The 19,922-nt window shown below is 53.6% G+C and carries 19 protein-coding genes; 13 read left to right on the forward strand and 6 right to left on the reverse strand.

Annotation, left to right across the window (positions count from 1 at the left end; genetic code table 11):
* Positions 1-271: 271 nt before the first annotated feature.
* Both ACYVHB_RS08000 and ACYVHB_RS08005 read left to right on the forward strand, forming a co-directional pair.
* Positions 272-1,963: a TMF family protein gene (locus tag ACYVHB_RS08000; protein WP_461051178.1), complete on the forward strand. Its 1,692-nt coding sequence runs from the start codon at positions 272-274 to the stop codon at positions 1,961-1,963.
* A gap of 13 nt (positions 1,964-1,976) precedes the next feature.
* Positions 1,977-2,525, forward strand: coding sequence for a T9SS type A sorting domain-containing protein (locus ACYVHB_RS08005; RefSeq protein ID WP_461051179.1), 549 nt, complete (start codon positions 1,977-1,979; stop codon positions 2,523-2,525).
* 96 nt (positions 2,526-2,621) lie between these two features.
* Here the strand turns inward: ACYVHB_RS08005 and ACYVHB_RS08010 are convergent, their stop codons facing one another.
* Together ACYVHB_RS08010 and ACYVHB_RS08015 are read right to left on the reverse strand one after the other, a co-directional pair.
* Complete coding sequence (locus ACYVHB_RS08010; RefSeq protein WP_461051180.1) at positions 2,622-3,737, reverse strand: AI-2E family transporter; 1,116 nt, start codon at positions 3,735-3,737, stop codon at positions 2,622-2,624.
* A 57-nt stretch (positions 3,738-3,794) separates the two neighbouring features.
* Positions 3,795-4,511 carry a membrane or secreted protein gene (locus tag ACYVHB_RS08015; protein ID WP_461051181.1) on the reverse strand — a complete coding sequence of 239 codons (717 nt, stop codon included), beginning with the start codon at positions 4,509-4,511 and terminating at the stop codon, positions 3,795-3,797.
* 151 nt (positions 4,512-4,662) lie between these two features.
* Here ACYVHB_RS08015 and ACYVHB_RS08020 point away from each other — a divergent pair, with 151 nt between their 5' ends.
* From ACYVHB_RS08020 to ACYVHB_RS08030, 3 genes are read left to right on the forward strand one after another with little or no spacing between them, the layout of a single operon-like run.
* Complete coding sequence (locus ACYVHB_RS08020) at positions 4,663-5,223, forward strand: L-threonylcarbamoyladenylate synthase (RefSeq protein ID WP_461051182.1); 561 nt, start codon at positions 4,663-4,665, stop codon at positions 5,221-5,223.
* 16 nt (positions 5,224-5,239) lie between these two features.
* Positions 5,240-6,745 (forward strand): CCA tRNA nucleotidyltransferase, encoded by a 1,506-nt coding sequence (locus ACYVHB_RS08025; RefSeq protein ID WP_461051183.1) that lies wholly within the window; start codon positions 5,240-5,242, stop codon positions 6,743-6,745.
* A gap of 8 nt (positions 6,746-6,753) precedes the next feature.
* Positions 6,754-6,960, forward strand: coding sequence for a hypothetical protein (locus ACYVHB_RS08030; protein WP_461051184.1), 207 nt, complete (start codon positions 6,754-6,756; stop codon positions 6,958-6,960).
* A gap of 49 nt (positions 6,961-7,009) precedes the next feature.
* Here the strand turns inward: ACYVHB_RS08030 and ACYVHB_RS08035 are convergent, their stop codons facing one another.
* On the reverse strand, positions 7,010-7,801 hold the full coding sequence (locus ACYVHB_RS08035) for a M23 family metallopeptidase (RefSeq protein ID WP_461051185.1): 792 nt from the start codon (positions 7,799-7,801) through the stop codon (positions 7,010-7,012).
* 76 nt (positions 7,802-7,877) lie between these two features.
* Here ACYVHB_RS08035 and ACYVHB_RS08040 point away from each other — a divergent pair, with 76 nt between their 5' ends.
* Positions 7,878-8,672: an SDR family oxidoreductase gene (locus tag ACYVHB_RS08040; RefSeq protein WP_461051186.1), complete on the forward strand. Its 795-nt coding sequence runs from the start codon at positions 7,878-7,880 to the stop codon at positions 8,670-8,672.
* A gap of 83 nt (positions 8,673-8,755) precedes the next feature.
* Here the strand turns inward: ACYVHB_RS08040 and ACYVHB_RS08045 are convergent, their stop codons facing one another.
* Positions 8,756-10,093: an amidohydrolase gene (locus ACYVHB_RS08045; RefSeq protein WP_461051187.1), complete on the reverse strand. Its 1,338-nt coding sequence runs from the start codon at positions 10,091-10,093 to the stop codon at positions 8,756-8,758.
* A gap of 263 nt (positions 10,094-10,356) precedes the next feature.
* Between ACYVHB_RS08045 and ACYVHB_RS08050 the strand changes: the two genes are divergently transcribed.
* The 6 genes from ACYVHB_RS08050 (at position 10,357) to ACYVHB_RS08075 (ending at position 17,814) form a co-directional block, all read left to right on the forward strand.
* Entirely contained in the window at positions 10,357-13,521 is a 3,165-nt protein-coding gene (locus tag ACYVHB_RS08050; RefSeq protein ID WP_461051188.1) for a SusC/RagA family TonB-linked outer membrane protein, read from the forward strand.
* A 27-nt stretch (positions 13,522-13,548) separates the two neighbouring features.
* Positions 13,549-15,030, forward strand: coding sequence for a SusD/RagB family nutrient-binding outer membrane lipoprotein (locus ACYVHB_RS08055; protein WP_461051189.1), 1,482 nt, complete (start codon positions 13,549-13,551; stop codon positions 15,028-15,030).
* 26 nt (positions 15,031-15,056) lie between these two features.
* Positions 15,057-15,572 carry a hypothetical protein gene (locus ACYVHB_RS08060; protein WP_461051190.1) on the forward strand — a complete coding sequence of 172 codons (516 nt, stop codon included), beginning with the start codon at positions 15,057-15,059 and terminating at the stop codon, positions 15,570-15,572.
* Between the two features lie 108 nt (positions 15,573-15,680).
* The gene (locus ACYVHB_RS08065) at positions 15,681-16,739 is read left to right on the forward strand and encodes a 3-oxoacyl-ACP synthase III family protein (RefSeq protein WP_461051191.1); all 1,059 of its coding nucleotides are present in this window, start codon (positions 15,681-15,683) and stop codon (positions 16,737-16,739) included.
* Positions 16,740-16,807: 68 nt separating this feature from the next.
* Entirely contained in the window at positions 16,808-17,212 is a 405-nt protein-coding gene (locus ACYVHB_RS08070) for a MaoC family dehydratase (RefSeq protein ID WP_461051192.1), read from the forward strand.
* Between the two features lie 38 nt (positions 17,213-17,250).
* Entirely contained in the window at positions 17,251-17,814 is a 564-nt protein-coding gene (locus tag ACYVHB_RS08075; protein ID WP_461051193.1) for a Uma2 family endonuclease, read from the forward strand.
* Here ACYVHB_RS08075 and ACYVHB_RS08080 read toward each other — a convergent pair.
* Positions 17,807-18,538: a sulfite exporter TauE/SafE family protein gene (locus tag ACYVHB_RS08080; RefSeq protein WP_461051194.1), complete on the reverse strand. Its 732-nt coding sequence runs from the start codon at positions 18,536-18,538 to the stop codon at positions 17,807-17,809. The genes ACYVHB_RS08075 and ACYVHB_RS08080 overlap by 8 nt on opposite strands.
* A 22-nt stretch (positions 18,539-18,560) precedes the next feature.
* Positions 18,561-18,935, reverse strand: a complete 375-nt coding sequence (locus ACYVHB_RS08085; RefSeq protein ID WP_461051538.1) for a CoA-binding protein — start codon at positions 18,933-18,935, stop codon at positions 18,561-18,563.
* Positions 18,936-19,266: 331 nt separating this feature from the next.
* On the opposite strand from ACYVHB_RS08085, the gene ACYVHB_RS08090 reads away from it, so the two are divergent.
* Positions 19,267-19,917: an HNH endonuclease gene (locus ACYVHB_RS08090; protein WP_461051195.1), complete on the forward strand. Its 651-nt coding sequence runs from the start codon at positions 19,267-19,269 to the stop codon at positions 19,915-19,917.
* The last annotated feature ends 5 nt before the right edge of the window (positions 19,918-19,922 follow it).

The following is a 19,922-nucleotide window of genomic DNA, read 5'->3' on the forward strand; positions in this document are numbered from 1 at the left end:
GACTATTTCTATCAATCAGGGGACAATCTACGATACGACTAAACAGGCAATAACTCTCTGCTCTACCTTAGAAGCCTGGCCGGATTGGCCGGGCTTTTTACGTATAGCAAAACCACGGTCAAAATTATGTTTTCGCTCCGTGATACTCACATAAGCGACACTACCCGGATACAAGGTAGCCGACAAACCAACAGCGGGCTAAACCTGTGAACTGGCTTAAGCAAACAGTACGAATTTTCATTCTTCTATTCCCTTAAAACAACTAACGATCATGAAAACAATTTCCATTTTACGTTGGGGTTGCGCACTGTTACTTCTGTCCGCACTGCCCTCATTGGCCCAGAATAATTACGTGGCCAACACGGTTAACTCCGCTTCCCCCGGTAATTTTAATACCTTGGTAGGCCCCTTCTCAGGCAATGCAACCATGACGGGCATTGCTAATACCTTTCTGGGTAATCGTGCGGGCGTCAGTAATACAATGGGCTCTAATAATACCTTTCTGGGAGATCAAGCGGGCGTCAGTAACACAACAGGCAATAATAATAACTTTCTGGGAGGTCAGTCGGGCGTCAATAACACAACGGGCAATAATAATAACTTTCTGGGTAATGGTGCAGGACGGGCTAACACAACAGGCGGTGATAATGCCTTCTTGGGAGGTCAAGCGGGCTTAAATAACACATCGGGCAGCGGTAATGCCTTTCTGGGTTATGTTGCAGGGAGGACTAACACAACGGGCTCTTTTAATGCCTTTCTGGGCGTGAGGGCGGGCTATCATAACACAACGGGCAGCGGTAACGCCTTTCTGGGTTATAATGCGGGCGTCACTAACACAACAGGATCTTCTAATGCCTTTGTCGGCAACGAAGCGGGACAGACGAATACCACTGGCTACAGTAATGCTTATCTGGGTGTTCGGGCAGGCTACACTAATCAAAACGGCCATAACATTGTAGCCATCGGTGACTCGGCGGGGTATAACAATACCATCTCCAACAACGTCTTTGTGGGCAGTAAGACCGGCTTCTCCAACACGACCGGTTCCTTCAACGTCTTCACGGGGGCCTACGCGGGCTACGATAACACCACCGGCTCCTTCAACGTCATCTACGGTCTCGACGGGGGCCGTTTGAACACATCGGGCAGCTTCAACACGTTCATGGGCCATCAGGCCGGGGCCGCCAACACGACCGGCACCAACAACACCTTTCTGGGCTTCCGCGCCGATGTGGGGTCAGCTAACCTGACCAACGCCACGGCCATTGGCAACGGGGCCAAGGTAGACGTGAGCAACGCGGTCGTGCTGGGCAATGGGGCCAACGTGGGCATCGGCACCAGCAGCCCAACCAACAAACTGCACGTTAAGAGCGGCATAACCAACGTATCGGGCGTGCGACTGGAAGGCCTTACCAGTGGTAGCCCGGCGAGTGCAACTAACCAGACCAAGTTTCTCACCGTTGATGGCAGCGGCAACGTCATCCTGGGCAGCACTACCGGCAGTGGAGCCCGCGAGGCAGCCGCAGATGCGCTCTGGGAGCGATCCGGTGAGTTGGTGCGGAGCATGACCGGGAGGGTAGTCATTGGCGAGGGAGTCAGCAAGACGCCAGCCGGTTACAGTTTGTTTGTGGGCCAGGGTCTGCTGGCTGAGAAAGTAAAGGTGGCTATCAAAAACACGACCGACTGGAGCGACAAGGTTTTTGCCCCTGACTACCGGTTGGCCCCACTGGGAGAAGTGGAGCAGTACATCAAAACCCATCAGCACCTGCCGGGCATTCTCTCGGCCGAGCAAGTCGTTGAGCAGGGCATGGATGTGGCGCAGATGAACGCCAAACTACTGGAGAAGATTGAAGAGTTAACGCTGTACGTAGTAACGCTGAATAAAGAGGTTCAACAACTACGGCGACTGAGTAAGCAGCCATCCGGGAAAATCAACTCAGCAAACAAAAAACCAACCTTGTAACCACGAACGCACCATGAAAAGGACGCTATTACTTCTCATCCTGCTTCTGCCCTGTAGCGGTGTTTTCGCGCAGGAATACGCTGGCACAAGCACCGTTACCCGTCCGGTTCCGACTGGAGTGGTTCGCGAAGAGCAGGCAACCGAGCACTTGACAGCCACCAACGCCGTCGAAGCGGGCGCTACGGCCCACTACACGGCCGGGCAATCAATAACGCTGCAACCGGGTTTTTTAGCGAGGGCTGGTTCGGTGTTTCAGGCAACAATTCGCCCTGTTAATAGCCGCAGATCGCCCGAAACCGGCACGACGCTGACGGCCAAAGCCTTTCCGAACCCGTTTGAGACGACAACGACCGTGGAGTACAGCCTGCCCGAAGCCATACGCACCACCCATACCCTCACCGATGCAGCGGGTCGGCCTATTACGCGGCCGGATGGACGGCCGGTTGAGTCGGCCGGTCTCCACCAAACGGCACTCGATCTGAGTCAACAGCCCGCTGGTATTTATCTATACCAGCTCAGGACGGCAAACGGAGTTAAAACGCTACGTCTGATTAAGAAATGATGATTACATAAAGCGGCAACAGTCAGCCTAAGCGATTCTGAACGGGTTGCCGCAGCCTGACAGCGAGAGCCAGTGTCTTTCCACCAACTCGGTAAGCTATTGGCTCTCGATGATTTTTGCCTTACGTCGGCGTTTCAGACGAAACAAACTACTGCCCGCCTGCTCCGGCGTTTGGTCGCCCAGCAGAACGCCCCACGGCCGCAAACTATCGACCCGGTCGAAAATTACTTTCATGATGGCAATGGCCGGGATGGACAAAAACATGCCCGCCACGCCCGCCAAGGCCCCGCCAACCAGCACACCCACGATGGAAGCCAGCGCATTGACCCGTACTTTTGAGTTGACAATGAGCGGCACCAGCACGTTGTTATCGATGAACTGAACGAACAGAAAAACGCCGAGCACACTGGCTATAATAGACAGGTCGGGCTGGTTGCCGAAGGTAGCGAGGACCGCCAGCACCGTAGCCACTAATCCACCGATGTACGGAATCAGGTTCAAGATAGCGGCAATCACGCCGAGCAGCACGGCGTACTGCACACCCAACACCAACAGCCCGATGGAGTTGAGCGCAGCTACGCAGGCCGTTTCGATCAATAAGCCCACCACGTAGCTCTGAATAACGACCTTGATGCCCGACAAGACCTCCCGCACCCGCTCGGTGTGATTTTCGGCAAACAGCACCACCACAAAATGCAGCAGCAGGGAGCGGTAATAGAGCAGCAGAAACACGTAGATCGGCACCAGCGCCATCGTACCGAGCGGCCCGGTGATTATACCCAGCGTACCCGCACTCTGCAAACTGTCGAGCGTTTGGGTCTGGGCTTTCTGGAGGTATTTCTCCTGCTGACGGTAGCTGACGTTGTATTCGCGCCGAACCCACCGTCGGGCATCGTCGGCTAAATCGCTGAGGTTCTGACGAAGTTTGGGCAAATCGTCCGTAAAGTCCGACAGTTGCATGGACAGCACTACCGTTAATCCAGCCAGCACAACAATAGCCAGCAACAGGGCTAAACTAATGGCAATTACTTTGTGCACCCCCACCCGGACGAGCCGATCCTCAACGGGGCGCAGCAATACGGCCAGTAGCCCCGCCATAGCAAGCGGCACCAAAATATCCTGCCCCAGGTAGATAGCCGTCGTCAGAATGGCTAAGGACAGCAGGGAATGCGAAAATTGATGGTAGTGCGGGCGAGTTGATTCGGGGAGCATAGTGAGGTAGTGAAATCAGGTGCAAAATAGACATTTGCCGTTTCCTCACCGCACAGTTCACTTTTCCCGGCTCCAGACCTCATCGACTTTACCGCCCGTTGAACTCTGCCCGGTATGCCGCCACTCCCGCTCGCCAACTCCGGCTTCAAACGTGAGCGACCGGCCCACGCGGCCGTTGTCGCGGGAGAAGAAATCAATGGTTTCGGTGTATTTACCGTCTTTCAGCACGTAGGTGCCGCCCCCACTGCCAGAAAACTGCTTTGTCTCCGGGTTGATAGCCGCCCATTGAAACCGGCTCCCCGTCAGCAATTTGAGCGTTTTTCGGGATCCCCGCTGCATGGTCGTCACCTGACCCGCGTCGTTGGCGCGGCCAGTAATGCGCCACAATCCCGCCAATGGGGTCTGCGCCGACGGTTCATCGACCCGGCTGAACGTTCGGTTTCCCGCCGGGCCACTCATCATGAGTTTCCCGTCGCGCATTGAAACCCGGTACGTCTCCGTTTGGCCAACGCGGCTGCTATCCTGCGTGTCGAACTCGACGGTCATTGTCAACTGATCGGCCGCCTGCTGCCACTTGCCACCCCGGCTACTGATAAATCGGCTGGGTTCATACATCGTTTGCATCAGGTAGGCGTCGGTAAGCGTCAGCATGACCGTAGCCCCCGACGGCTCAGTCAGCCGCCAGGCTCCGGCCATACCGGACTGCGCGGGTTGAAACGCAGCGACTACCCCAATAGTAAGCAGAAACAGGGCACTGAAATAGCGTACTTTCATGGTGCGTTGGGTTTGTTTGGCTTAAAAGTCATCCTACCAGACTACACTACTCAACGGCAACTGAGTAGTAAGTGGCCTGCTCCAGAACCCAGTTCAGGAAGCAACAACGGTCTTTCGTTGAACTTGCCGTAGTTTTGCGAGTTATTCAGCCATGACCTCAAGCATCCGCGATATCGCTTACCAACTTCGGCAGGGACAGCTCATTGCTCTCGCCGACGAAACGGGCTGGTCGGTAGTGGCCGATCCAATCCACGACGGGGCCGTTGAAACCCTGCTCACCCTGCGGCCTGTTATGCCCGCCGGACTATTGCCAACGGTGCTTATCATGAACACCGACCAACTGGGCATGTATGTGGCCAAAGTCCCGGATGTAGCCTACGACCTGGTCGAGTTTGCCGATGACCCACTCACGGTTATTTATGAGCATGGCAAAAACGTATCGCTGCGCTTGTGGGACGACGAAGCTCAATCGGGCGCAACACCAGCCGGAGCGGGCGAATTAGCCGTCAGGCGGTCGCTCAGTGAAGACGTGCAGCGGTTGATCGGTAGTTTTAGCCGCGGGTTGCTGACAATCCCGTTCGAGTCGCTGTCATTGCCGCCAACAGTTACGGAGGTCGTCGCCGAACGATTCGGAACGGTGCCGGGTACGCTCCAGCGACCGCGTATTTTGTGGCTCGCTGTTAATGGAACCATCAAGTTTATTAGAAAATAATACGGAAGCCGACCAAATGAATTTTAAAGATACGCTCGATACCAACCCAATCTTTGCCCGCATTGCGGACGAAGCCGAACGGCTGGGTGTGCCCGCCTACGTCATTGGCGGATTCGTGCGCGATCTGGTGCTGGGCCGTCCATCGAAGGACATCGACGTGGTCTGCGTAGGCAGCGGTATTGCACTGGCCGAAGCCGTTGGCAAAGCGCTGCGGACAAACGTAGCGGTGTTTCCTAACTTCGGTACGGCTATGCTGAAAACTCTACACGAGGGTCAACTGTGGGAAGTGGAGTTTGTGGGTGCCCGTAAGGAATCATACCGGAGCGAATCGCGCAAGCCAATCGTGGAAGATGGCACCCTGGAAGATGACCAGAACCGCCGGGACTTCACCATCAACGCAATGGGTATTAGCTTGAGCAGGGATTCGTTTGGTGAGTTGATTGACCCATTCGATGGTCTGAAAGACCTCAAACGCAAAACGATCCGAACCCCGCTCGGTCCCGACATCACCTTCTCCGACGATCCCCTGCGCATGATGCGGGCTATCCGGTTTGCGTCGCAGTTGAACTTCGACATCGAACCCGACACCTTCGACGCCATCGTGCGCATGAACGAACGCATCGGTATCGTGTCGCGGGAGCGCGTAACCGACGAGCTAAACAAAATTATCCTGTCAACCACGCCGTCGTATGGATTCAAGCTGCTGTATCACGCCGGTTTGCTGGAGCGCATTTTCCCCGAACTGATCGCGCTGAAGGGTGTCGAGACCATCGAAGGCAAGGGCCACAAAGACAATTTCTACCACACGCTGCAGGTGCTCGATAATGTAGCCAGCCGCACGGAATCATCGCCTGCTCTGAGCGAAAATGAACTGTGGCTGCGGTGGGCGGCCCTGTTGCACGACATCGCCAAACCCGCTACCAAACGCTTCGATCAGCGGGTTGGCTGGACGTTTCATGGACACGAGGACCTGGGTGCCCGCTGGGTGCCGGGTATTTTCAGGACCATGAAGCTGCCCCAAAACGAGCACATGCGCTTCGTGCAGAAACTTGTGCGGCTTCACCTACGACCTATCGCTCTTACTAAAGAGCAGATTACCGACTCGGCCCTGCGCCGGTTGCTGGTCGATGCGGGCGATGACCTCGACGGACTGATGGCCCTCTGCCGCGCCGATATCACCTCAAAAAACTACGAGAAAGTCCAGAAACACCTGCGCAACTTCGACCGGGTCGAGCGCAAACTACATGACCTCGAAGCGCGTGATCAACTGCGTAATTTTCAGCCCGTGATTACGGGCGAGTTGATTATGGAGACCTTTAACCTGCCGCCCTCGAAGCAGGTGGGCGAGATAAAAACCTTCGTCCGCGAAGCTATTCTGGACGGTGTCGTTCCTAATAAATTAGATGTGGCTTTTCCGTTTTTAGTGAATGAAGGCCGTAAACGAGGATTAACTGTGGTCAAAGCCCTGTCAGAATTGACCACTACTAACCTAATTAGTACCAAAAACGAAAACTCTGTCTAACTCAATCAATGGAGAATAAAACGAATTTCCGGCGCTTTTTTGGCGCATCGCTCACCATCCTCGGCGTGGTCGTGATCCTGTTCGCGCTAATCGCTTTCTTATCTGACGGCAAACCCGTTTTGGGTCTCAGCGTCTCGAAAGGGGAAGCAGCCGCCCCATTCATCGTTGGCATGATCTTCCTCGTCACCGGCGTTAATTTGGTGCGGGAATCGTAGGAGATGTATGATATTGGATGTAATGTTCTTGCGTCAGCTACATCATACATCATTTAGAAAGTCTTGCCATCAGCAGCCAATCATACGTATTGAGGGGTTGGGGCAGGCCATCGGGCTGAAGTTGCAGGTACATCAGGTGCAGGTGCGTGGGCGAGCGGGTTTTGTAGGCGTTGAAGCCGGTGCGCCCCATTTCGGCAAGTTTCTGCCCGGCCTGCACCCATTGCCCCGGCGCTACGTGAATTTCGCTGTTGTGGGCGTAGTAAAACAGACCGTGCAGCGTTGGATCGTAGACCCAAATCCAGTTGCCACCCCGGTAGTCGGAGCCGGGTTTCCAGGCGGTTTCGATGGCCAGTACTAATCCGCTACTCATGGACAGAATATCGACGGGCTGACTCGTGCGGTCGTCTAAGTTATTCTGATTACGGTCGACGATAAAAATATCCTGAGCCGGGTGGCTGCCGCGTGCGTTGTAATCGAAGAGGTCAAAACCAGTCGAGCGATAGCCTTCGCCGTGGGTACCGCCGATGGCACTGGTCGAGTAGCCCCGTATAGGAAACGAGAAATACCGCCCGGTCCGGCGCAGGCTGTCGCGTTGAAGCGAGTCGATGCGGGGGCTTTCTAAACTCCGGAAACGGGTCTGTAACCCGCGCAGGATGGCACTGAACTGTAGTCGCGCCGAGTCGGGGATAACCCGTTGCTCCCGAATCTGGGTGTATAAGGTTTGAAACTGCTGGCAATACGCGTAGGTAGTCGGCTCGTCTGAATTGGTGATAACGACCTGCGACGACGCCACATTTAAGCTTCCTACCAACAAAGCGCCTGCAATACCCACTATTCGCATGAACGAAGCCCAATCAATCCTCACTACTATTCCTGTATATTGACCGGCCAAAAATACGTAAACGTCCGCATTCGCTATGTCTTTTTCTACCTCTGTTATCTGGATCACCGGCGCGTCGTCGGGCATTGGCGAAGCCGTCGCGCTGGCATTGGCCAAACAGGGTGCCCGACTCATCCTGTCGGCTCGCCGGGCCGACGAGTTACAACGCGTAGCTACTCAAACCGGTCTGCCCGCATCCGACGTGCTGGTGTTGCCGATGGATATGACCGACACGGCGACTCTACCTGCCCACGTCGAGACCGTGCGGCAGCGTTTCGGCCGGATCGACTACGTATTTCAGAATGCGGGCATCACCCAGCGCGGCACAGTTGCCAATACGGATTTGTCGGTTTATGAGCGACTGATGGCCGTTAATTTTTTCGGCGTTGTGGCGCTTACGAAAGCCGTATTGCCGCTGATGCTGGCGCAGGGCAGCGGCCATTTTGTGGTCACGAGCAGCGTAGCAGGCAAATTAGGCACCAAACTACGCTCGGGATACTGCGCCAGTAAACACGCCCTCCACGGCTTTTTCGATGCGCTCCGGGCCGAAACCGCCGACGCCGGGCTGCGCGTAACGCTTGTCTGTCCCGGTTACATCCAAACTCCCATCTCGCTCCACGCCCTCGGCCCCGACGGGCAGGTTCATGGAAAAATGGACGACAATCAAACGAAGGGAATGACTGCTGACAAATTTGCCCGGCAACTGCTGCGGGCAGTGGAGAGGGAAAAAGAAGAAGTGTACATCGGTGGCTCGGAAACGTACGGCATCTATTTGAAACGCTTCCTGCCGGGGGTGCTGTCGCGAATTCTGCGTAACCGAGAAGGAGTCTGAAACAGTTTGTGCCGGGCCGCCGGAGCGGTTCGTAGTTTGTGGTTTCTCCGGCGTCAGCCAACCACAAACTACCAACTAAAAACCTACTTTCCGCTAACCGTGGCTGGCTTGCCCGACTGTTCCATATAATCCACGGCCAGGTGGCAAAGCGATTTCATGCCGAGCACAAAGCAGCTTTCGTCGATCTTGAAATCGGGCGTGTGGTGCGGAGCCGCATCAACAACTTTTGTGCCTTTGGTCATGCCGCCGAGGAAATAGAAGAAACCCGGTACTTTCTGCTGATAGAATGAGAAGTCTTCGGCACCGGTTTGGGCGGGGGTGATTTTAACGTTGCTCTTCCCAGCTACTGTTTCGAGTGTGCCAATCATCTGGTCGGTGAGTTTGGGGTCGTTGTATGTAATGGGATACATGATGTCGATCTTGACGTCGGCTTTGGCCCCGGCACTCTCCGCAATGTTGGTCGCGACTTCGTTGATTCGGCGGTGGATGGTTTTCTGCATGTCAGCATCGAGCGAGCGAATTGTGCCAATCATGTTCACCTCTTCAGGGATAATATTCTGGCGGATGCCCCCGTGAATAGCGCCCACCGTCACCACGGCGGCATTATCGGTGAGGGGCAGGTTGCGGCTCACGATGGTTTGCAACCCCATCACCACCTGCGCCGACGTCACGATGGGGTCTACCCCCGACCAGGGAGACGCGCCGTGCGTCTGCTTACCCCGGAGCTTAATGGAGAACTGATCGACAGCCGCCATGGTCGCGCCGGGCCGGTATTTGATCGTGCCGACTTCGGTTTGCGAGTTGATATGCAATCCGAAAATAGCGTCGACTTTGGGGTTTTCCAGAACGCCTTCTTTCACCATCAGGTAGGCTCCACCCTCTTCGCCAACCGGTGCGCCCTCTTCGGCGGGTTGAAAAATAAACTTCACCGTACCCTTCAGGTCGCTTTTCACGGATGTCAGCACCTCGGCAACGCCCATCAGTATGGCGACGTGTGTATCATGGCCGCAGGCGTGCATGATGCCCGTTTGCTGGCCGTTGTACTCAGTTTTGGCCTCGGATTTAAACGGCAGATCCACCCGCTCGGTCACGGGCAGGCCATCCATATCAGCCCGCAACGCCACTACCGGACCCGGCCTACCTCCTTTGAGCAGCCCCACGACGCCCGTTTTGCCGACGCCCGTTTTGACCTCCATGCCGAGTGCCTGCAAGTGAGCCGCAATTTTAGCTGCTGTTTGAAACTCGCGGTTGCCCAGTTCGGGGTGCTGGTGGAAATCCCGACGCCAGGCAACCACCTTTTTTTCGAGACTCTCGGCGGTTTTGTCTAAGCGGGCGTTCAGCGCTGGTGCCTGGCCGAAAGCGGTTGGCAGTAGAGAAACTCCTGAGATAAGTGCGATTACGCAGGTCTTGTAGTTATTCATCGAATACGTTACCAGTAGTTACAGATGCATTGAGAAGGCAATTTACCACATACTCATAACAAACAATTGCCTAATGGACATAGTGCGCAATTTTATTTCTCACTGAACACAATTCTCAAAACTAAGCACAATTTCCAAAAGGGCGTTCTGATTTAAACTATCGTGTAATTTCCGAAATCCATGACGTACTAATTATTCGTATAGACAGTATCTTTGTCACCCAATTTAACAGACTCCAATGTAATTTTAATCTCTACTCACTTATGCGCAAAATTTTATTAGCAAGCTGGCTTCTTTCTCTGCTGTTCTGCTTGCCAGCATTGGCACAGGATGTGACGGTAAACGGCCGGGTCACTTCATCAGATGATGGCTCCGCTCTACCGGGCGTGAGTATCCAGGTAAAAGGAACAACCCGTGGCGCAACGACGGACGCCGAGGGACAGTACCGCTTGAGCGTGCCAGCCAACGCCCGATTGGTATTCAGCTTCATTGGTTTTGATAACCAGGAGATTGCAGTCGGCAATCAGTCTACGATTAATGTATCGTTGACGAGTGGCGCTCAAAGTCTGGACGAGATTGTGGTAACCGCCCAGGGTATTGAGCGCGACAAACGGTCGCTGGGTTATTCGACGCAGGAAGTTGGTGGTGCATTGCTCCAGCAGAAGTCCGAACCAACGTTGCTCAACAGCTTGCAGGGTAAGCTGGCGGGTGTGCAGATTACGGGCGCGTCTGGCGCACCGGGTGCCTCTACGAACATCAACATCCGGGGTATTACGTCCTTCAACGGATCGAACCAACCGCTGATTGTGGTTGATGGTATCATTTTCAACAACGACGTCAATAATACGCAGAACACGCTCTTCGGCTCTCAACCGGCCAACCGCCTGAACGACATCAACCCGGACAACATCGAGTCGTTAAACGTGTTGAAAGGACCAGCCGCAGCCGCGCTTTACGGGTCGCGGGCGTCGGCCGGTGCCATTGTTATCACGACTAAGTCGGGGCGCAATCAGAACAACAAAACGGAAGTCACGATCACGTCTTCGTACAACGTACAGAATGTGTATGGCATTCCGCGTTTGCAGAACGATTTTGGTCAGGGGGCTAACAACCTGTTCGTCAATAATTCGACCAACTCGTGGGGACCTCCGTTTGTAGGCGGGCCAACGTCGATCACTAACCTTCAGGGACAGGAGCGTCCCTATCGGGCGTACCCTAATAACGTACTGGATTTTTACCGGCAGGGCAGTATCCTTCAGAACACGGCCAACATTGCCGGGGGCGACGCAACCCGAAACTTCCTATTGTCAGTGGGCAACACCAGCCAGAATGGTATCTCACCAAATACAAAGTTTGTGCGAACTAACATTCAGATGAGTGGCGAGACCCGGCTGAATAACGGACTACGGATTACAGGTACGGCTTCGTACGTACAATCCGTACAGCGGGGCATCGGTGGCGGTAACGGTGGCAGCGCGTTTGGGCAGTTGACGCGCATCCCGCGCAGCTATGACCTGACCGGCGAACCAAATACCGATGCTAACGGCCGGAGTCTGTACTTCAACACGACGATCAACAACCCATACTTTGCCGCTAACAACTCGATTGAAAGAGGCCAGGTTGACCGGTTCTTTGGTAACTTCACGATTAGCAAAGATGTATTTCCCTGGTTGAATGTGCTGTACCGGGCAACGGGCGATACTTACACTGACCGGCGGAAATTTACGGAATCGGTTGGCTCAGCCCGCACCCCATTGGGATCGGTTTCGCAATTTAATACATTCCAGTCGGAGTTAAATGGCGACCTGATTATCACGGCTAAGACCAACAAGTTTTTCTTAGAAGGACTAACGGCCAATCTGCTGCTGGGTAATAATATTAATCAGCGCCGGAATCAAGACCAGAACGTAGTTGGCACATCACTAACGATTCCTGGGTATTTCAACGTCAACAATGCATCGGTGTTCACCAGTAGCACGGAGGAATCAGAAATACGCCGGTTGGTTGGCTACTACGGGCAGGCTTCGTTCGGCTATAACAACTACCTGTTTCTGGAATTGACTGGCCGTGCTGACCAGTCATCGACGCTGCCAGCTGCCAATAACCTATACTTCTACCCATCAGCAGCGGTCAGCTTCGTACCCACAGAAGCGTTTAAAATTCAATCAGATGTGTTGTCGTACGCCAAAGTGCGGGCCAATCTGGCACGGGTGGGTCGTGATGCTGACCCGTATTTGTTGACCTCGTTTTATAACTCGGCTACTTTTGGTAATAACGTAGCCAGCGTCACTTTCCCTCTGTCGATTGGTGGCACGAACGTTCCGGGTTTTGACATCAATGGACGGATTGGCAGTCAGGATATTACGCCGGAATTTGTGACGTCGGGTGAAGTAGGTATAAATTTAGGTTTCTTTCAAAACCGGATTGGTGTTGATGCGACGGTATATAATACGCGCTCGACCAATCAGATTTTCAACGTAGCGGTTGCTCCGTCGTCGGGTTTCGACACGCGCACGACTAATGTGGGTGAACTTACCAACCGGGGTCTGGAACTTGTGCTGACGGGTACGCCGGTCCGCACGAAAGGCTTCAAATGGGACGTAGCGCTGAATTACACGTTGAACCGTAACAATGTCGCGTCGATTATTGAGGGTGTGGAGCAATCAGTTATCGATGGTAACTCATTTATCGGCATTTCGCCGTCGATCTTCATTGGTCAGCCGTACGGAGTCATTGTCGGTTCTGCCAATACCCGTGTGCAAAGCGATGACGCAACCAAAGCGAACTACGACGCAACTGGGCAGTTTGCTGGTCAGAACGTAATCAACCCGCTGAATGGTCTTTTTGCCCCAGCGACGGCCGGTAAGGTGATTTCAAATCTGCAACCACGCTACACGGCTGGCTTAAACAACACATTTTCGTACCGGGGATTAGTGTTGCAAGTGTTGGTCGATACGCGCCAGGGTGGTCAAATTCTGTCGTTTGGCGCGGCTGACGTACGCTCGAACGGTTCGCTCTACGCAACGGGTATTGACCGCGACCAACCGCGCATTTTACCCGGTGTGATTCCAGTTACCGGCGCAGATGGTACCGTGACGGGTTACCGGCCTAACAACATTCAGCTACCAGCGCAAACTTACTGGGGCGGTTTGGGAGGCTTAGGCTCGGAAGGAGCGGCTTTTGACGCAACGGTGTACCGTCTGCGCGAGCTGTCGCTGAACTATTCATTGCCGAAAACACTGCTCAACAAGACACCGTTTGGGCAAATTTCGGTGGGTGTGAGTGGCCGTAATCTGTTATTCTATGCCCCAAATTACTTTGCTGACCCCGAAGTTAACACGCAGGGGGCGGGTAACATTCAGGGGCTCGACCTGAGTGGTGCGCCTAACACCCGAAACTACGGTGTTAACGTGCGTCTGACTTTTTAAAAACGTTTTGCTTTAACAGATCAACCAATGATTCGTCAGTTCAAAAAAACATATATTCTGGTGCCGTTGCTGATTAGTTTAGGCGGGTGCCAGCGGTTTCTGGACGTTAATGTAACGCCTAACCGACCCACGTCGGTTACGCCAGCCGTATTACTACCCACAATCGAGGTGGGAGCCGCGTTCGCCAATGCCAATGAGTTGAACCGGTTCACTTCGGTAGCCGTGCAGCAGTTGACCGGTGCTGGTGGAACGCCATCCGCCACGGACGTTTACGTCACGAGGGGCGATGATTTTAACAATCAGTGGCAGGGCGAACTCTATAACAGTACGCTGATTAACGCGAATGAAATCATTCGTCTGGGTGATGCAGGGAACGGAAAAGCGTATTCGGGCATCGCCAAAATCGTGAAGGCGTATGGTTTCAGCTTAGCTACCGACTTGTGGGGCGATGTCCCCTACTCGCAGGCGTTGCAGGGAGCAACCAACACACAACCCCGGTTAGACAAGCAGGAGGATATTTACAAGGGGAATGCATCGTTAAATATTCAAAGCCTCTTCGATCTCGTACGCGAGGGTCTGACCGACCTGAATTCGGTTACGCTCACGTCGGGGGGTCTTGTGACGGGGGGTAGCCTTGCGCCGGGCACGGATGATGTAGCCTACCGGGGCAATATTACCAAGTGGAAGCAGGCTGGCAACACGCTGCTGTTGAAATTGGCGAATACCATCAGCCGGAAAGATCCGGAATTGGCCAAAACGGTTATCAACGAGGTACTGACCCGGAATGTGTACATCAAATTAAACGCCGACGACCTGAATGTATCCTTCGGTGGCAGCGTTGGCAGTCAGGATCCCCGGTACACGTACACGGTCCTGAGTCTTTTTAAAGACGACCTGATTATGAGTACGCGTTACCTTACGCTCCTGCGGAGTTTGAATGATCCCCGCCTGCCCGTATTTTTCACGAAACCAGGCGCTGATTATGTAACGCTTGATAACGGTTTCCGGGGAACACTACCCACGCCGGTCACAAACTGGTCGCGTTATAACAGCTACGTAATTGGGCAGAATGGTGAAGGACCGGTTCGGTTACTGACCAACTTCCAGCGGGCATTCATTCTGGCGGAGTCGGCGCTGATACTGGGTACACCGGGTGATCCGCAGACGCTATACGCTGAAGGTATCCGGGCGTCGATGACGCTGGCGGGCATTCCAGCAGCGCAGATCGACACATACATAACGGCCAACGCGCTGAAGGGTACGCAACAGGAACAACTGGCGCAGATTATGACCCAGAAATATATTGCTTTTACGGGCAACGGTATTGAAATCTGGAACGATAACCGCCGGACCAACTTGCCTGCGCTCCCCCGTTCGCAGAACGCTGCCGGTATTGATGGCACACCACAGGTTCGGCTTGTGTATACATCAACCGAGGTAACCCGCAACCCAAACTTCCCCAACCCCGCCCCGCAAACCAACGTAAAGCTGTGGTGGGACGTTGATTAACCAACTCATTTTTTATCTACGCACACATGAAATTAACAATCATAAAAGGGTTTCTGCTGGCAACGTTAGCAATGTCTAATTTTGCCTGCGAAGACGATTTGGTATACAGTGAGCTGGTTCGCGACAATCGTCCTGCCGTTCCGGTCACATTTCCCGGCACAACGACCTACGGTTTCAACCCGTTTGTGCTGACTTCTCTTTCGGCGGGTGGCAAAATTGAGTTTACGGTGTCCATTCCGTCGACCAGTGGGCGCACAATTAAGGAGATTACAAAAATTGTGGGCGGTGGTACAGGCATTAACGTTGGTACGCTGAACACTGCTACGGCTACCACGGCGTTTAATACAGCGCCCATTGCCGGTAGCGGAACGACAGTCGTTTTTAGTACGACGATTGCCGATTTTAAGAGGAAGTATCCGGCGGTAGTGACTGCGCCCGTGGCCCTGCCAAATTACACCGAAATTCAGTTCATCTTTCTGGTGACACTCGATGATGGTACGCAGATTATCCCTACACCAGTTCGGGCCAGAATTGTTGCGTAAATTACATTGATAGGGCCTCGGCAAACAAAAAAGCCCTCTGCGCAATCAGAGGGCTTTTTTGTTTGCCTGACTGATGGACAAACACACGGTGAATTAGTTATCTATTTAATGATAAACTCCCGAATTGCCGGTGTTGGTCACTACCTGCCCGAACGCATCGTTACGAACGACGAGATAGCACCGGGTATGGGGGTAGACAGCGCCTGGATTGAAGAACGCACTGGTATCCGCGAACGGCGGTACGCCAAAGCGGGTGAAGAAACCCCAGCCACAATGGGAGCCGCTGCGGCCCGAATTGCCATTGAGCGGGCGGGCATTACGCCCAATGAGGTGGACTTCATTGTTTTTGCCACGATGAGTGCCGATTATTTGGTACCCGGCTGCGGTGTGTTGCTCCAGCGGGAGTTGGGCATTACTACTACCGAAATCGGGGCGCTCGACATTCGGAATCAGTGCTCCGGCTTCCTCTACGCGCTGTCGGTAGCCGACAAATTTATTAAAACCGGTACGTATCGAAACATCCTGGTAATAGGGGCTGAGCGACAGTCGTGTAATCTGGATTTCTCCGTTCGCGGGCGCGACGTGGCCGTGTTGTTCGCGGATGGAGCTGGGGCGGTGGTCTTACAGCCAACCAACCAGCCTGATCGGGGCATTCTGTCAACGCATCTGCATTCCGACGGCACCCACGCCGAAGAGTTGTCGATCATTAACCCCGGCAGCCACGGCAACTATCACTTTAACCAGTACAAACCGCAGTACCTGAACGCGGAAAATAATTTTGTGCATCTTAACAATGGACCGTTCGAGCCACCGTACTTGTTCACGGGTGTGTTTAAGGGCTTTCTGGTTCTTAAAAAAGCATTCGAGAAATTTCCCGCCGTCATTTGCGAGGCCGTTTGCTCCAATAACCTCACGCTTAGCGACGTAGACATGTTCGTGCTGCACCAGGCCAACGGACGTATTCTGGAGTATGTGCAACGCAGCATGAACATTCCCGACGCAAAACTCTGGACTAACATTCAGCACTACGGCAACACGACCTCCGCTTCCATACCAATTGCCCTTAGCGAACTCTGGGAAGCCGGAAAAATACAGGATGGCCACCTACTTTGTTTAGCGGCTTTCGGCAGCGGCTTCACCTGGGCATCAACCTTGGTTCGCTGGTAATGTCGGTTGTGCGGTTCCCCGCCAGATTTGTAGCTTTGTCAAAGCAAAAACGACAACCTATTTCTACCATGCACGTTGGCGAAACATTTACTTACCGCTATCACTTCTCCCAGGACGACGTCCGCACGTTTGCCGACTTAACCGGCGATGATAATCCCCTCCACCTCGACGCCGATTACGCGGCCACAACGCCATTCAAACGCCCTATCATGCACGGTATGCTGAGCGCAAGCGTGTTTGCGCGGGTGTTTGGCCGAAATTTCGGCGGCACGGGGGGCGTCCACCTGTCGCAGTTGCTGGAGTTCGTCCGGCCTATGTACCCCGACACCGACTACGAAGCCCGCTTCGAGTGCAAAGGTATTGACACGAAGCGACACACGGCCGAAATCAGTTGCATCGTCGTGGACCCCGCCACCAACAAAGTAACCCTGCGTGGCTTAGGCGTTGTATTCCACAAAGAGATGTTTGTTTAATTTTCGATATATTTATCAGAACAAAGCCGCTGATAATTATGCAGACGCTCACCCGCCCAATTTCGTATCGAGAGTTCAGAGAGATGGAGTTTGCCGAGCACGAACTCGAGGAATTCATAGTTGAACTCATTGATGGACAAATTGTGCCCCGTAACTACCCCACCGCAACGCATCAGCGTATTTTAGCCGATCTTCATTTAATCATCGGCAGTCACGTTAAAACCAGTCAACTGGGCCGGGTGCTCTTCGCGCCCTTCGGGGTTGTGCTGGACGACTTCGACGACGTTCAGCCCGATCTGATGTTTGTTACGGCGGCTAAGCAGAATATTATTCGGGAAGACGGTATCTTCGGTATACCCGACCTGTTGGTGGAGATAATTTCGCCGAGTTCAATCAGAACTGACCGGGGCAAGAAATTCAAACTGTACGAGCGGATGGATGTGCCGGAATACTGGATCGTGGACATCAACAACCGCAGCATCGAGGTGTATCAGCGTCAGGAATCAGGCTACGAACTGGTGTCGTTTGCAGCCGAACAAGGCGAGGTTGAGTCGCTTGTACTGGCAGGATTACGCGTTGAGGTAAGGGCGTTATTTATGTAAGCATGAGTTTAACACAGGCCACCCCTACCCCAGCCGCCAAAAGATACCGCAGCGTGGGTACGGCAAATCGATGGCTCCCAAAGTACCCACCCAGCAGCCCACCCGCGAAGGCCGCGCCGATCCAGCTGTACAAAGACGAATCGGGCGAGTATCCCTGGCTCACCAGCCCAAACAGGCCCGAGAGCGAATTAACAAAAATAAACAGGGCTGACGTAGCCGCCACTTCTTTCAGCCGCGCCCAGCGAAACAGCAGCATCAGCGGGCTGAGAATAATGCCCCCGCCAATGCCGATCATGCCGGACAGCAAACCAATAACGCCCCCCGTTAGCAATCCTGCGCCCAGCGGCACAGGCTTCGGCTCCTCCTCCCGGCCACGCACCGTCCAAACTAATCGAATAATGACCAGCAGCAGGCACCCCGCCAACAGTTGCCGGTAAAGCGTGTCACTTAGGGGGATCTTGGCCCCTACAAACGCCAGTGGCACACTCGCCACCGCAAACGGCCAGAATTTCTCCCACCGAAAATAACCCGCCCGGTAAAACTGCCAGAACGAAACCGTAGACACGAACAGGTTAAGCAGCAGCGCCGACGGTTTCAGCAGAACCGGCGCAACGCCAAACAAGGCCATTGTAGCTAAGTAACCACTGGCCCCGCCGTGCCCAACGGACGCGTAAATAAAGCCGACAACGAACAGGCAAATCAAAAAAAAGAACGGATAATCCATAGCAGGTCAGGCAAGTTGACGATCAGTACGTTCCTACCGAAAGCATGACGAGCGTGCAGGCATTGATGGGTTCGATACCGTCGTTGCGTAGCTGTCGGGCAAAATCCGGATTTTCGGCACCGGGGTTGAAAATAACACGCCGGGGCTTTAATCCCCGGATGTAGTCGTAAAAAACAGCCTGGTTGCGCGGGCCAACGTACATCGTCACCGTGTCAATGTCCAGCAAATAAGGCTGGTCGGTTTTGATCGGGTGCCCGTCGATGGTTCCTTCCCGCAGCCCCAGCAGTTCAATAGCATGGCCGCGCTGCAACAAGCTGCGGGCGGCCCGATTGGCATACCGATCCGTATCGTCGGTGGCTCCGACCACCAATGTTTTTTTCTCCTGAACAGTATCCATGCGCGTACTCATTAGCAATAAAATGCGGCATTGGGCAGCAATCACCTGCATTAACAAAGCTAATAGCATGGCAGTTTCAGATGCGATGAAGCCATCTGTTGAGTTTTAGCCCAACAAGATGATGCTCGCCTATCAAGCGTCCTCTTTTTTTTACTTATCAAATGCGTGTCTACACCTGCTTTAACCCGTTTTTTTCTACTTGTCAGCATTTTTTGTGTTGGTCGCGCTAACTATTTTGTTTTACATTTGTTGAACAATTGTTAAACAAAGTACCCCGCTGAAGCACGTGATCTTCGACTAATTAAGCAACGCATACTGACCACCAATCCCGATGGAAAAGAAAAACGAAAGCTTTTGGCATGAGAAGTGGACACCAATTGTGTTCGATGGCATTGACAACTCACCCCGTTACCACGTTTCCAGCTATGGTCGGCTGCGTAGTTTTCAGTCGGTGGCGAACGCGGATCAGGCCAAAAAGAGTGGCAGTGCTGAGGGTACGCTCATAAAAGGGTCCGTTATTCAAGGCTATCGGTCGCTTAACATCCGGTCGGGGGGGAAAACCCTGAATCGGTACGTTCATAAACTGGTAGCTGAGTATTTCGTGGTTCGCCAAAGGCCCGAGCAAACGTTCGTAATCCACGTAGACCATGATAAGAAGAACAATGTCTACACCAATTTGCAATGGGCTACGAAGGATGAGATGATCGAGCACAACCGAAATAATCCAACCATTAAAAATCGGCCTGCCCTTTACCGAACCCGCAACTACAAACTGACCGAGAGCAAGGTCATTATTATTAAAAAACTGCTCCGCAGCGATAAGAATCGGTTGAAAATGATCGCTAAACAGTTCGGCATTACGCATACGCAGTTGAATCGCATTCGGTCGGGCGAGAACTGGAAACACGTGACCATCGATGAAGACACTTACCGGGACCGGGATGCATCGACCGGATTGGTTGCCACTCCGCTTTTCGAGTGATGCCT

It is taken from the genome of Spirosoma arcticum (assembly GCF_054779955.1).

Bases quoted from the DNA above. Each gene is read 5' to 3' on its own strand.
- ACYVHB_RS08000 (WP_461051178.1), top strand. From the start codon at position 272: ATGAAAACAATTTCCATTTTACGTTGGGGTTGCGCACTGTTACTTCTG.
- ACYVHB_RS08005 (WP_461051179.1), top strand. From the start codon at position 1,977: ATGAAAAGGACGCTATTACTTCTCATCCTGCTTCTGCCCTGTAGCGGT.
- ACYVHB_RS08010 (WP_461051180.1), bottom strand. From the start codon at position 3,737: ATGCTCCCCGAATCAACTCGCCCGCACTACCATCAATTTTCGCATTCC.
- ACYVHB_RS08015 (WP_461051181.1), bottom strand. From the start codon at position 4,511: ATGAAAGTACGCTATTTCAGTGCCCTGTTTCTGCTTACTATTGGGGTA.
- ACYVHB_RS08020 (WP_461051182.1), top strand. From the start codon at position 4,663: ATGACCTCAAGCATCCGCGATATCGCTTACCAACTTCGGCAGGGACAG.
- ACYVHB_RS08025 (WP_461051183.1), top strand. From the start codon at position 5,240: ATGAATTTTAAAGATACGCTCGATACCAACCCAATCTTTGCCCGCATT.
- ACYVHB_RS08030 (WP_461051184.1), top strand. From the start codon at position 6,754: ATGGAGAATAAAACGAATTTCCGGCGCTTTTTTGGCGCATCGCTCACC.
- ACYVHB_RS08035 (WP_461051185.1), bottom strand. From the start codon at position 7,801: ATGCGAATAGTGGGTATTGCAGGCGCTTTGTTGGTAGGAAGCTTAAAT.
- ACYVHB_RS08040 (WP_461051186.1), top strand. From the start codon at position 7,878: ATGTCTTTTTCTACCTCTGTTATCTGGATCACCGGCGCGTCGTCGGGC.
- ACYVHB_RS08045 (WP_461051187.1), bottom strand. From the start codon at position 10,093: ATGAATAACTACAAGACCTGCGTAATCGCACTTATCTCAGGAGTTTCT.
- ACYVHB_RS08050 (WP_461051188.1), top strand. From the start codon at position 10,357: ATGCGCAAAATTTTATTAGCAAGCTGGCTTCTTTCTCTGCTGTTCTGC.
- ACYVHB_RS08055 (WP_461051189.1), top strand. From the start codon at position 13,549: ATGATTCGTCAGTTCAAAAAAACATATATTCTGGTGCCGTTGCTGATT.
- ACYVHB_RS08060 (WP_461051190.1), top strand. From the start codon at position 15,057: ATGAAATTAACAATCATAAAAGGGTTTCTGCTGGCAACGTTAGCAATG.
- ACYVHB_RS08065 (WP_461051191.1), top strand. From the start codon at position 15,681: ATGATAAACTCCCGAATTGCCGGTGTTGGTCACTACCTGCCCGAACGC.
- ACYVHB_RS08070 (WP_461051192.1), top strand. From the start codon at position 16,808: ATGCACGTTGGCGAAACATTTACTTACCGCTATCACTTCTCCCAGGAC.
- ACYVHB_RS08075 (WP_461051193.1), top strand. From the start codon at position 17,251: ATGCAGACGCTCACCCGCCCAATTTCGTATCGAGAGTTCAGAGAGATG.
- ACYVHB_RS08080 (WP_461051194.1), bottom strand. From the start codon at position 18,538: ATGGATTATCCGTTCTTTTTTTTGATTTGCCTGTTCGTTGTCGGCTTT.
- ACYVHB_RS08085 (WP_461051538.1), bottom strand. From the start codon at position 18,935: ATGGATACTGTTCAGGAGAAAAAAACATTGGTGGTCGGAGCCACCGAC.
- ACYVHB_RS08090 (WP_461051195.1), top strand. From the start codon at position 19,267: ATGGAAAAGAAAAACGAAAGCTTTTGGCATGAGAAGTGGACACCAATT.